Source organism: Oceanisphaera psychrotolerans, from assembly GCF_001870485.1.
GTDB classification, from domain to species: Bacteria; Pseudomonadota; Gammaproteobacteria; order Enterobacterales; family Aeromonadaceae; genus Oceanimonas; species Oceanimonas psychrotolerans.
Map to the genome: position 1 here is coordinate 14,377 of NZ_MDKE01000033.1, position 12,022 is coordinate 26,398.

The 12,022-nt window shown below is 56.5% G+C and carries 11 protein-coding genes and 3 pseudogenes; 6 read left to right on the forward strand and 8 right to left on the reverse strand.

Annotated features, from left to right (window positions below; all coding sequences use genetic code 11):
- Nucleotides 1-14: 14 nt before the first annotated feature.
- A pseudogene (gene rlmE / locus BFR47_RS11590) lies at nucleotides 15-645 on the reverse strand (23S rRNA (uridine(2552)-2'-O)-methyltransferase RlmE).
- 85 nt (nucleotides 646-730) lie between these two features.
- Here rlmE and yhbY point away from each other — a divergent pair.
- Together yhbY and BFR47_RS11600 are read left to right on the forward strand one after the other, a co-directional pair.
- Nucleotides 731-1,027, forward strand: a complete 297-nt coding sequence (yhbY, locus tag BFR47_RS11595) for a ribosome assembly RNA-binding protein YhbY (protein ID WP_071473222.1) — start codon at nucleotides 731-733, stop codon at nucleotides 1,025-1,027.
- A 158-nt stretch (nucleotides 1,028-1,185) separates the two neighbouring features.
- Nucleotides 1,186-1,785, forward strand: coding sequence for a PilZ domain-containing protein (locus BFR47_RS11600; RefSeq protein ID WP_139215168.1), 600 nt, complete (start codon nucleotides 1,186-1,188; stop codon nucleotides 1,783-1,785).
- 54 nt (nucleotides 1,786-1,839) lie between these two features.
- Here the strand turns inward: BFR47_RS11600 and greA are convergent, their stop codons facing one another.
- The 4 genes from greA to grpE form a co-directional block, all read right to left on the reverse strand.
- Nucleotides 1,840-2,316, reverse strand: a complete 477-nt coding sequence (greA, locus tag BFR47_RS11605; protein ID WP_071473224.1) for a transcription elongation factor GreA — start codon at nucleotides 2,314-2,316, stop codon at nucleotides 1,840-1,842.
- 131 nt (nucleotides 2,317-2,447) lie between these two features.
- Nucleotides 2,448-3,581, reverse strand: a complete 1,134-nt coding sequence (dnaJ, locus tag BFR47_RS11610) for a molecular chaperone DnaJ (RefSeq protein WP_071473225.1) — start codon at nucleotides 3,579-3,581, stop codon at nucleotides 2,448-2,450.
- A gap of 92 nt (nucleotides 3,582-3,673) precedes the next feature.
- Complete coding sequence (dnaK, locus tag BFR47_RS11615) at nucleotides 3,674-5,599, reverse strand: molecular chaperone DnaK (protein WP_071473226.1); 1,926 nt, start codon at nucleotides 5,597-5,599, stop codon at nucleotides 3,674-3,676.
- Between the two features lie 125 nt (nucleotides 5,600-5,724).
- Entirely contained in the window at nucleotides 5,725-6,327 is a 603-nt protein-coding gene (gene grpE / locus BFR47_RS11620) for a nucleotide exchange factor GrpE (protein WP_071473227.1), read from the reverse strand.
- Between the two features lie 185 nt (nucleotides 6,328-6,512).
- Between grpE and nadK the strand changes: the two genes are divergently transcribed.
- Both nadK and recN read left to right on the forward strand, forming a co-directional pair.
- Nucleotides 6,513-7,397: an NAD(+) kinase gene (gene nadK / locus BFR47_RS11625; protein WP_071473228.1), complete on the forward strand. Its 885-nt coding sequence runs from the start codon at nucleotides 6,513-6,515 to the stop codon at nucleotides 7,395-7,397.
- Between the two features lie 108 nt (nucleotides 7,398-7,505).
- The gene (gene recN / locus BFR47_RS11630) at nucleotides 7,506-9,170 is read left to right on the forward strand and encodes a DNA repair protein RecN (protein ID WP_071473229.1); all 1,665 of its coding nucleotides are present in this window, start codon (nucleotides 7,506-7,508) and stop codon (nucleotides 9,168-9,170) included.
- A gap of 64 nt (nucleotides 9,171-9,234) precedes the next feature.
- On the opposite strand, the gene udp is transcribed toward recN, so the two are convergent.
- Entirely contained in the window at nucleotides 9,235-9,993 is a 759-nt protein-coding gene (udp, locus tag BFR47_RS11635; protein ID WP_071473230.1) for a uridine phosphorylase, read from the reverse strand.
- A gap of 201 nt (nucleotides 9,994-10,194) precedes the next feature.
- On the opposite strand from udp, the gene BFR47_RS11640 reads away from it, so the two are divergent.
- A complete protein-coding gene (locus BFR47_RS11640) occupies nucleotides 10,195-10,533 on the forward strand; it encodes an outer membrane protein assembly factor BamE (protein WP_071473231.1) in 339 nt (112 codons plus the stop codon).
- Between the two features lie 70 nt (nucleotides 10,534-10,603).
- Here the strand turns inward: BFR47_RS11640 and BFR47_RS11645 are convergent.
- Together BFR47_RS11645 and BFR47_RS19310 are read right to left on the reverse strand one after the other, a co-directional pair.
- Nucleotides 10,604-10,949: pseudogene (locus tag BFR47_RS11645) on the reverse strand (RnfH family protein).
- Nucleotides 10,924-11,372, reverse strand: a pseudogene (locus tag BFR47_RS19310) (SRPBCC family protein). The pseudogenes BFR47_RS11645 and BFR47_RS19310 overlap by 26 nt, the downstream one beginning before the upstream one ends.
- A gap of 136 nt (nucleotides 11,373-11,508) precedes the next feature.
- On the opposite strand from BFR47_RS19310, the gene smpB reads away from it, so the two are divergent.
- Complete coding sequence (gene smpB, locus BFR47_RS11655; RefSeq protein WP_071473233.1) at nucleotides 11,509-11,994, forward strand: SsrA-binding protein SmpB; 486 nt, start codon at nucleotides 11,509-11,511, stop codon at nucleotides 11,992-11,994.
- Nucleotides 11,995-12,022 lie beyond the last annotated feature (28 nt).

Here is a 12,022-nt window from a genome sequence, read left to right on the forward strand (position 1 = left end):
ACTTTGACAGAGTACTACAGTTTAAAACCTGTAGCCACAATGTAGACTTCTCGAGAACGAGGCCGCGATGAATCGGGCTTTCTCACTTTTACTGCACTGAAAGACCGGCGAACTTCCAACAAGAATTCATCGAAACCGGCTCCCTGAAACACTTTTACAACAAAGCTACCCTTGGGTGCCAGCACCTGGCGGCACATATCCAGTGCCAGCTCCACCAGATACATCGACCGGGGCTGGTCGACTTCGGGTGTACCGCTCATGTTCGGCGCCATGTCCGACAGCAGTACATCGACCTTGTCGTCCCCTACCCGCTCCAGCAGCGCATTCAGTACCGCCTCGTCACGAAAATCACCTTGCAGGAAATCGACCCCGGCGATGGGATCCATCGCCAGCAGGTCACAGGCAATCACCTTGCCCTTCAAGCCGACCTGTTCGACCGAATACTGACTCCAGCCGCCTGGCGCCGCCCCAAGATCCACCACCGTCATGCCCTGTCTGAGCAGACGATCACGCCCTTGTAATTCTTCCAGTTTAAATACAGCTCGCGAGCGCAGGCCTTTTTTTTTGCGCCTGTTGTACATACTTATCGTCAAAATGCTCTTTGAGCCAGCGCGTCGAGCTGGCCGAGCGTTTTTTCTTCGTCATTAAATTATCGCTCTGCTATTACCATTGAAGCTTAGATGGGGGTACAATAGCCCCCTTTCAACCTATTTAACTGAAGCATTTTGCAATGACCCTGACTAATAAGCAAAGACAATACCTCAAAGGACTGGCCCATAGCCTGAAACCGGTGGTATTGCTTGGCCAGCATGGCCTGACCGAAGGCGTACTGGCCGAAATCGATCTGGCCCTCAATTTTCATGAACTGATCAAGGTCAAGGTTGCCGCCGAAGACAGGGAAGTCAAATCACTGATCATGGACGCCATCGTGCGTGAGTCCGGTGCGGTCAAGGTACAGACCATAGGCCACATGCTGACCCTGTATCGCGCCAGCGAGCAGAAGAAAATCTCTCTGCCCAAAGCCTGATTTAGCATCAGAGGCCGGGCATTCAGCCCCGTCGTTGCACCGAACCTGATGACGGTAGCACGGCAAGGATGAACCCGGCGTTATTTCCCTCCCCCCTGTCCTCTTGATCTGCAGCGATGGCGCTATGATTAATCATATATTTCCAATATGTGATTGCCATGCCCAGCCACCCCTACCTGACTGACGAAGAACTGGCACTACTCAACGAGCTCTGCCGACAGGACGAGCCCCAGGCGCAGCTCAATCTGCCGCTGGTTCTCGATGCCAGCATCGGCCCGCTGCTGGATCAAGCCACCAGGCTCGAGCTGAAACTGGAGCTCGGAGATATCAAACTCATCTTTCCTGTGGCATTGAAACACCCCGTTGCCAGCCAGGAGCAGGCAGAACTCAGCTCTCCCAGCATAATCACCAACACCGGCCACCCTCGTGCCTGGCGTCTGCCCAACCCGCAGCATCTGCAACTCGTTCAGCCCAACGGGCGGCCGCTGGCCGCAGAAATCCGGGATCTGTCCACCAATGGCATGCGCTTGTTGTCACGCCGTTCGCTGTTCGGGCTGCATTCAAACAAGAGGGTAACGTTAAGGCTGGGGCAGGATCAGGAACTAACCCTTCAACTCAGGCTGGTACGACAACACAAGGGCCTGCAATTCTGGCTGACCGCGGTACGGTTCGAGCTGTCCATGGCCGACTCGAGAACCTTGTCGGATTTTGTATTCAGAGGCTTTCTGGAGCAGATCAACAAAGGGCAGGAACCATAGTTCCTGCCCCGGTATTCGGCCGCCATGGCCAGGTGTGCTGAGAGCCGAGCCCGATTACAGGTAATGGACCTTGATGATTTCGTACTCGACTTCGCCGGCCGGCGTCTTGACTACCGCAACATCATCCACTTCCTTGCCGATCAGCGCACGGGCAATGGGAGAGTTCACCGAGATCATGTTGGCTTTGATGTCCGACTCGTCATCGCCCACGATACGATAGGTAAGTTCTTTTTCGTCATCCACCTTGAACAAATCAACGGTGGCCCCGAAGATCACCTTGCCATTGTTCGGCATCTTGGTGATATCGATGATCTGGGCATTGGACAGCTTGGCCTCAATCTCCTGGATACGTCCCTCGCAGAAACCCTGCTGTTCACGCGCGGCATGATACTCGGCATTTTCCTTCAGATCACCGTGTTCACGGGCATCGGCAATGGCTGCGATTATTTGCGGGCGCAGTACGGACTTCAGGTGGTCCAGTTCTTCACGCAGTTTCTGCGCACCGCGGATGGTCATCGGTGTTTGTTTCATAGTGGAAACCCGGTTCCTTTAGACAATAAAACAACAAGAGCCCCGCCGGACACCGGCATGGGGCTCGCATCATAAATTCCGTTCAGCCGCCGAGACAGCTTTATCGAGCTGTTCAGACTAATACAGCCGACTTAACGGGTCAAATCATCGAAGAAGCGTTTCACCCCTTCGAAAAAACCTTCCGTCTTGGGTCTGTGCTTCTTGGCAGCCAGGCCACCGCAGGAGTCTTCCAGCTGACGTAACAGCTCTTTTTGTTCTTCGGTCAGGCTGACCGGCGTCTCGATATAGATCTTGCACACCAGATCACCCATCTGACCGCTACGGGCCGAGCGAACCCCTTTGCCCTTGAGGCGGAACATGCGGCCGGTCTGGGTTTCTGCCGGGATCTTGAGTTTGACCCGGCCATCCAGCGTCGGCACTTCCACTTCTCCGCCCAGGGCGGCGGAAGTAAAGCCGATCGGCACCTCACAATAGAGATTATTGCCGTCGCGCACGAAAATATCATGCTCGCGCACGTGCATCTGCACATAGAGATCGCCCGCCGGGGCACCGGCTTCACCCGCCTCGCCTTCTCCGGACAAACGGATGCGGTCACCGGTGTCCACGCCGGCCGGGATCTTGACCGACAGCGTCTTGGTTTTCTGGTAACGACCTTCGCCATGACACTTGTGGCAGGGATCCGTGATGATCTTGCCCTTGCCCCGACACTGGGGACAAGGCTGCTGCACGGTAAAGAAGCCCTGACGCATCTGCACCTGGCCATGACCATGACAGGTCTGACAGGTCTTGGCCTGGGTGCCGGCTTTGGCACCACTGCCGTCACAGACATCACAGCCTACCAGGGTCGGTACCTTGATCTCTTTGGACACGCCCCGCACGGCCTCTTCCAGAGTCAGCTCCATGTTGTAGCGCAAGTCGGCCCCACGAGCCGCACGCTGCTGACGACGCTGACCGCCACCGAAGATATCACCGAACACGTCGCCAAAAATATCACCGAAGTCGGCACCGCCACCACCAAAGCCGTGACCGCCTTGCTGGCCATTAACGCCCTCGTGACCAAACTGGTCGTAGGCAGCCCGCTTCTGGGCATCGGTCAGCACTTCGTAAGCCTCGGTGGCTTCCTTGAACTTGTCACCGGCGTCGGCATCTTCCTTGTTGCGGTCGGGATGATATTTCATCGCCATCCGCTTGTAGGCTTTTTTTATCTCGCGCTCGTCGGCTCCCTTGGAGACCCCGAGCACTTCATAATAATCTCGTTTCGACATAGGCTGATTGCTTACCTGAGTCCTGTTCACACAAAGGCGGGCGTTGGAATCCCAACGCCCGCCACTGGCAGCGTCAATACGCTGGGTTTAGCTTACTTCTTGTCGTCTTTGACTTCTTCGAACTCGGCGTCGACCACATCGTCGTCGGCCTTGCCGGAAGCGTCCTGCGGCTGGGCACCGGCATCAGACGCGTCGGCCTGCGCCTTGGCCTGAGCCACTTCCATCAACTTCTGGGATACTTCCATCAGCGCCTGCTGCTTGGCTTCGATCTCGGCCTTGTCTTCACCGCGAACCGCCGTTTCCAGTGCGCTCAGGGCAGACTCGATGGCGCTCTTGTCGTCGGCGGCCAGGGCATCACCGGCTTCTTCCAGCTGCTTGCGGGTGGCGTGTACCAGGCCATCGGCCTGGTTACGTGCCTGTACCAGCTCCTCGAACTTCTTGTCGTCGGCAGCATTGGCTTCGGCGGCACGTACCATGGCTTCGATCTCTTCCTCGCTCAGACCGGAAGAGGCCTGAATGGTGATCTTCTGCTCTTTGCCGGTATCCTTGTCTTTGGCAGACACGTGCAGGATGCCGTCGGCATCGATGTCGAAGGTCACTTCGATCTGCGGCAGGCCGCGCGGTGCCGGACGAATACCTTCCAGGTTGAACTGGCCCAGCGACTTGTTGTCGCCGGAGCGCTTGCGCTCACCCTGCAGCACGTGAATGGTCACGGCAGACTGGTTGTCGTCGGCGGTAGAGAACACCTGGGACTTCTTGGTCGGAATGGTGGTGTTCTTCTCGATCAGCGCGGTCATCACGCCGCCCATGGTTTCGATACCCAGCGACAGCGGGGTTACGTCCAGCAGCAGTACGTCTTTCTTGTCACCGGACAGCACGGCACCCTGAATGGCGGCACCCACGGCCACGGCTTCATCCGGGTTTACGTCTTTACGCGGTTCCTGACCGAAGAAATCACTAACGGCCTTCTGCACCAGCGGCATACGGGTCTGACCACCCACCAGAATCACATCGTCGATATCGGACACGGACAGACCGGCATCTTTCAGTGCGGTGCGTACCGGATCCAGTGACTTCTTGACCATGTCTTCTACCAGTGACTCCAGCTTGGCGCGGGTCAGCTTGATGTTCAGGTGCTTGGGACCAGAAGCATCGGCGGTGATGTAGGGCAGGTTCACTTCGGTCTGCTGGGCAGAAGACAGCTCGCACTTGGCTTTTTCGGCCGCTTCTTTCAGACGCTGCAGCGCCAGCATGTCGTTGCGCAGGTCAAAGCTCTGCTCGCGCTTGAACTCTTCCACCAGATAGGTGATCAGGCGGTTGTCGAAGTCTTCGCCACCCAGGTGGGTATCACCGTTGGTCGCCAGTACTTCGAAGGTTTTTTCGCCATCCATGTCATCGATTTCGATGATGGAGATATCGAAGGTACCACCGCCCAGATCGTATACCGCGACCTTGCGGTCACCCTGCGCCTTGTTCACGCCATAGGCGAAGGCAGCTGCAGTCGGTTCGTTGATGATCCGCTTGACGTCCAGACCGGCGATACGGCCGGCATCCTTGGTGGCCTGGCGCTGGGCATCGTTGAAGTAGGCAGGAACGGTAATAACCGCTTCGGTCACCGCTTCACCCAGATAGTCTTCGGCGGTTTTCTTCATCTTTTTCAGTACTTCGGCAGAAATCTGCGGCGGCGCCATTTTCTTGTCTTTAGCTTGAACCCAGGCATCACCGTTGTCGGAATTGATGATTTTGAACGGCATGATCTTGATGTCACGCTGTACTTCTTCATCTTCGAAGCGACGGCCGATCAGACGCTTGATGGCAAACAGGGTGTTGTGCGGGTTGGTCACCGCCTGACGTTTGGCGGGCTGACCTACCAGGGTCTCACCGTCATCGGTATAGGCGATGATGGAGGGAGTAGTACGAGTACCCTCGGCGTTTTCTATTACCCGCGGGGTATCCCCGTCCAGGATAGCAACACAAGAGTTGGTGGTACCCAGATCAATGCCGATGATTCTACCCATAAAATCCTCTCTCAATATCTTGAATTCAATCGTAAGCGTTTGGTGTTTTGCTTTAGTGCCTATATGTGGTTGCCATTAACGGCTTTCAAGACACGCATCACATTTTTTTAGACAAAAACCGGTGTTCAGGCCTGCGTATCGATGGCGGGTCCCTTGGACACCATCACCATGGCGGGGCGCAGTACCCGGCCATTCAGCTCATAGCCTTTCATCATCACCGCCAGTACCGAGTTGGGGGCCACCTCGGCGCTTTCAACCATGCTCATGGCCTGGTGCTTGTTCGGATCGAAGGCTTCTCCCTGGGGATCGATAGGCAGCACGCCAAACTTTTCCACCGTGCTCAGCAGCGACTTCAGGGTCAGCCCGACGCCTTCATAGACCGCCTGAAAAGCATCAGTTTCCTTATCGGTATGCTCCAGCGCCCGCTCCAGGCTGTCGATCACCGGCAGCAGTTCGCCGGCAAATTTTTCCAGCGCGAACTTCTGCGCCTTCTCTACATCCTGTGCCGCCCGGCGACGAAGGTTTTCCATTTCGGCCAGGGCGCGCAAGGCATTGTCTTTTTCGGCCTGGGCGCTGGCGGTGGCATCGGCCAGCTGTTGCTCCAGCCCGGCTACATAAGCCGCATCCGGTTGGGTCGGCTCGGTGCCGGCACTTGCTTCGGTGTCTGCCGTCAGCGGCTCCTGCTCGGCGGCTTGCTCTGCGTCAACCTGATGGTGTTTGCTGCTCATGTTGTCTCCCGTATATGTTTACCAGCTGTGAGCTTATATGGGGGCTGCTGATCAGATTTCAAGAGGATATTTTTACGATAACCAACCCGCGTGTAGCACTAAGTGGGTGGGTTATTTAGAATGGAGAAATTACGCGGTCAGGGAATACATGGCCGTCTTGCCTATTCAGCCAGGTCAATACATCGATGGAAACCGACTTCAATACCATAGCTCTTATCGGCAAGCCCGATCACGAAGGTGCCAACCAGACTCTGGTGGCCCTCTATCATTACCTGGCCGGCATGGGCCTGAAGGTGGTGATCGAACGCCGCGTGGGCGAACAGCTGCGCCTGGATCAGGCCGAACTGCTGGAAATGGTCGAGCTGGGCGAACGGGCCGATCTGGCGATTGTGGTCGGCGGAGACGGTAACATGCTGGGGGCCGCCCGGGTGCTGGCCCGTTTCGATGTCGCCGTAGTGGGTGTCAACCGGGGCAATCTCGGCTTTCTGACCGACTTGTCACCGGACAGCTTCGAACAACCGCTGGGGCGTCTGCTGGCCGGTGACTACCAGGCCGAGCATCGCTTCTTGCTGGAAGCCCAGGTGCATCGCCACGGCCAGCTCAAGGCCAGCAATACCGCCATGAACGAAGCGGTGCTGCACCCGGGCAAAATCGCCCACATGATCGAGTTCGAGGTATATATCAACGGACATTTCATGTACAGCCAGCGCGCCGATGGCATGATAGTGGCCACTCCCACCGGCTCCACCGCCTATTCCCTGTCCGCCGGCGGGCCTATCCTGACCCCCAACCTCAACGCCATCACCCTGGTACCGATGTTTCCCCATACCCTGAGTTGTCGTCCCATCGTGATCGATGCCGACTCCCAGGTCAAAGTGGTACTGTCACCCAACAACAAGACCGAGCAGATGCTGATCAGCTGCGACGGTCACGTTTCCCTGTCGGTGCAGCCTGGCGACGAAATTCATATCAGCAAGAGCCCCTATAAACTGAAGCTGCTCCACCCCCGTGGCCATAACTACTTCGAGGTACTGCGCAGCAAACTGGGTTGGGGCAGCAAACTGTTCTGATCACCCGAGGGGTGAAATCTCTGCTCACCCCTCACGAACAACTTGAACTGTACAAAATCACAGTATACTGTATCTCTATACAGCATTATTTTGTGCAGGGGTTCCACCATGTTGCTTCAGCTCACCATCAGCAATTTTGCCATTGTTTCCTTTCTTGAGCTGGATTTACGTCCGGGCATGACCAGCATTACCGGCGAAACCGGCGCCGGTAAATCCATCGCCATCGACGCCCTCGCCCTGGCGCTGGGCGAAAGGGCCGACGCCGACTCGGTTCGCCCCGGTGCCGACAAGGCCGACATCAGCGCCCGCTTTCGCATCGAAAAACTGCCCAGAGTCAAAGCCTGGCTCAGCGAACAGGAGCTGGATGAACAGGATGAGTGCATTCTGCGCCGTACCCTGAGCCGGGAAGGTCGCTCACGCGGTTATATCAACGGCACTCCTGTCCCCTTGTCGCAACTCAAGGCCCTCGGAGCCCTGTTGATCAACATACATGGTCAGCACGCCCACCAGGAACTGCAAAAATCCGACTACCAGCGCGGCCTGCTCGATGCCTATGCCGGTCACCACCAGCTAATGCAACAGGTCAGCACCCATTATCAGCAATGGCGCCAGCTCAGTAACGAGCGCAAGCAACTGCAGGGCGAACAGGCCCAGTGGCAGGCCCAGCGCCAGTTGCTGGAATACCAGGTGGCCGAACTCGACGAACTGGCCCTGGCCGGAGATGAATTTCCCATCCTGGAAGCCGAACACAAACGCCTGGCCAATGGTGCCGAACTGCTCAACGACTGTCAGCTGGCACTGAATGTACTGGCCGATGGTGAAGAAACCAACGCGCTGCAACTGTTACGCCAGGGGCTGAAGGTACTCATCGATCTCGCCCAGATGGACAACCGGCTCAGCCCGGTGCAGGAGATGATAGAAAGCAGCCTGATCCAGCTGGAAGAAGGTCACGGCGAGCTAAGCCGTTACCTGGACCGGCTGGAACTGGACCCGGAGCGGCTGCATGAAGTGGAATCACGACTCGGCACGGTGATGGAGCTGGCACGCAAGCACCATGTGCAGCCGGCAGCGCTACACGACTTTCACCAGGAGATCACGACCCAACTGGCAGAGATGGATCATAACGACAGCCGCCTGCTGGAGCTCGATAAAGAAGTCGAGCAGGCCAAAGAGCAGTTTCTGCAGGCAGCCGAACGCCTCAGTCAGAGCCGGCAGCGCTATGCCCAGTCACTGAATCAGCAAATAACCCAGAGCCTGCATCAGCTGAGCATGGAGCACGGTCGCTTCGAGATCACCGTGACCGCCGATAACGACGGCGGCTATTCCCCGTTGGGCATCGACCGGGTCGAGTTTCTGGTCAGCACCAACCCGGGCCAGCCCATGAGTCCGCTGGCCCGGGTGGCATCGGGCGGTGAACTGTCGCGTATCAGCCTGGCCATTCAGGTGATTACCGCCCAGAAGGTCGAGACCCCGACCCTGATCTTCGACGAGGTGGATGTAGGGGTCAGTGGCCCGACCGCGGCCGTGGTCGGCAAATTGCTGCGACAGTTGGGCGATTCCACCCAGGTGCTGGTGATCACCCACCTGCCTCAGGTCGCCGGCAATGGCCACCAGCATTATTTTGTGAGCAAAGACAGCGCCGACAACGATACCCAGACCCGGATGCAGGAGCTGGACGAACACAGCCGCCTGCAGGAGCTGGCCCGCTTGCTGGGCGGCAACAAAATCACTGCCAACACCCTGGCCAATGCCCGGGAACTGCTGGTCGATTAAACAAACGTGAGGCGTATAGATTGCAAGCCCGGTTTACACCGGGCGATTTGAACGTGAAGCTGTACTAAACTAGGCGCCGCGCCGCGCCGATGACGATATCAATCGCCTGTTGCTCGGCCTGCTGCATGGTGACCTCGTCGGGTATCTCCTGCTGAGTACGGTTGACGATGACCCCGGCGACACACCCTGCCTTCAGTCCCTGACTGGCGCACATGGTAAACAGAGTAGCGGACTCCATCTCGTAGTTCAGCACCCCCATCCCCTGCCACTCCTTCATACTGCCCTGAAATTTCCGCAGCACCCGGGCCGACTGGGTGTCGTAACGCTCCTGACCGGGGTAGAAGGTATCAGACGAGGCGGTAATCCCCACATGGGGCTGAAGGCCAAGATCCCGGGCGGAATCGACCAGTGCACAGGTACAATCAAAATCGGCCACCGCCGGGAACTCCATGGGTGCGAAGTGGCTGCTGGCGCCGTCCAGTCGTACCGAGCCTTGAGTCACTATCATGTCGCCGACCTGAATATGACTTTGAATTGCGCCTGTAGTACCGATGCGCAAGAAGGTCTTCACTCCCAGCTGAGCCAACTCTTCCACCGCAATGGAAGTGGAAGGTCCCCCAATACCGGTGGAGCAAACCACCACCGGCTTACCGTCCAGTTCACCCAACCAGGAGGTAAATTCCCGCTTGCTGGCCAGGTGGCGAGCATCTGCCAGTTGTGAAGCAATACGCTGCACCCGTTCCGGATCTCCCGGAATAATGGCCAGCGTCGCGCCTTGCAGATCCTCATCGGTTATCCCCAGGTGAAAAACATGCTTTGCCATTGGCTGACTCCCGAAAGCTAGTATTGAAAACGAAGATAATAGGCCAGCAACCCACGGATGACCATCACCCACCCCGCTGAACCTATCGAGCATTAACGGGTCTAGATGCTTGCCGCGAAAATATTGAGGCGGTGCCGGCTTTTACAAGCCCAGCCGCAGCGGCTATCATGCCCCTCAAGTCACACAGGATATAATGCAGCCATGCAACTCAAAACCTTGATTTTACCTTTATTTTTAACTCTTCCTCTGGCCGGTTGCGGCCTGGTTTACAAGGTGGACATTCCCCAGGGCAACTATATCGAAGAAAAACAGGTTTCCCAGTTGCGTCGGGGCATGAGCCCGGAGCAAGTGCGCTTTCTGCTGGGTAACCCCATGAGTCTGGACGGATTCAACTCTGACCGCTGGGTTTATCTTTATTACTTCAAGCCCGGACGGGGCGAAGTGGAACAGAAACAGCTGATCCTGAACTTCACCAACAATGCGCTGGTCTCCATCACCGGTGACTACTCAGCCCCTGAAGCCTTCGAGCAGGGCCTTTAATCGCTGCCCGCCCCGCAATAAAAGCAGCCAAAAAACGCGGGGCCGGTCAGTATCAGATCTCTGGATAATATTACTTTTTGGCTCGTTTCGGGTCGGGACGACCGCCGGTAACCTTGTCGGCTCGCCCCTCTTCCTTGGCCTGTTCGGCCCGTCGCCGCCGGATTTCCTTGGGATCCGCCAGCAAGCCGGTAGATCTCGATTCGATCACCCTCGTGCAGTGACTGCTCCAGTTTTACCTGTCGCCCGAAGACCCCTACCATATTGGTCTCCAGGTCAATGTCGGGGTGTTGCTGCAGAATACCGCACTGCTCTATCACCTGCCTGACTGTATCACTGGCCGCCACTTTCATGCTCAGCACCGTCTGCTGTTGTGGCAGCGCGTACACCACTTCAACCCGAATAAGATTCACGACCATACACCTCTCTTGCCCGCTCGCTGAATGCATGTACCATGCATTGGCCAGTTCTTTGAACACACCGCCGAAGGCCAGTTCCACCAGCCGGGAAGTAAACTCGAAATGCAGCTTCAGCTCGACTTTACAGGCATCAACGTCCAGTGAAGTGAAGGTCCAGCCGCCACTAAGGGACTTGAACGGGCCATCCACCAGCTCCATACTGATATGCTGATGAGGATCAAGCACATTACGAGTGGTAAAGGTCTTGCGAATGCCCGCCTTGGCCACTTCAAGGGCCGCGGTGATAGAAGTGTCCGACTCGGATACAATACGACTGGCCACACATCCGGGTAAAAACTGAGGATATGAATCCACATCGTTTACCAACTCATACATCTGTTTCGCGCTGAACATCACCAGCGCACTGCGGGTAATACTGGGCATAACCTCTCCTGGCAGCAGAACGGCCCGATTTTAACATCAATCCCGGCCGGGCTCACCGTTACGGCCGTACAAAAAAACGGCGGTTGCTCTACCGACAATTCCAAAGCCCTGAACGGCCCCGTATAATGGATGCACTATGACAAAAAACAACGCCAAGAAAAAAGCCGGTTCCAGCACCATTGCCCTTAACAAAAAGGCAAGGCACGAATATTTTGTAGAAGAAAAACTCGAAGCCGGGCTTGAACTACAAGGGTGGGAAGTAAAAGCCATGCGGGCCGGCAAGGCCAACATTGCCGATTCTTACGTCTTCATCCGCAATGGTGAAGCCTTCTTGTTTGCCGCCACCATTACGCCGCTTAACGTTGCCTCTACTCACGTAGTCTGTGACCCCATGCGCTCACGCAAACTGTTGCTGAAGCGGCGCGAACTGGATCGCCTGACCGGCAAGATAGAACGCGACGGCTATACGATTGTTCCCCTGGCACTGTACTGGTCCAAGTCCTGGGTAAAAATCGAAATCGGCCTGGTAAAAGGCAAAAAGAGTCATGACAAGCGTCAGGACCTCAAAGAGCGGGACTGGAAGCGCGAAAAAGATCGCATGATGAAGCATAAAAATCGTTAACCCTTGTGGTTGGGCCTGAATTGCCATA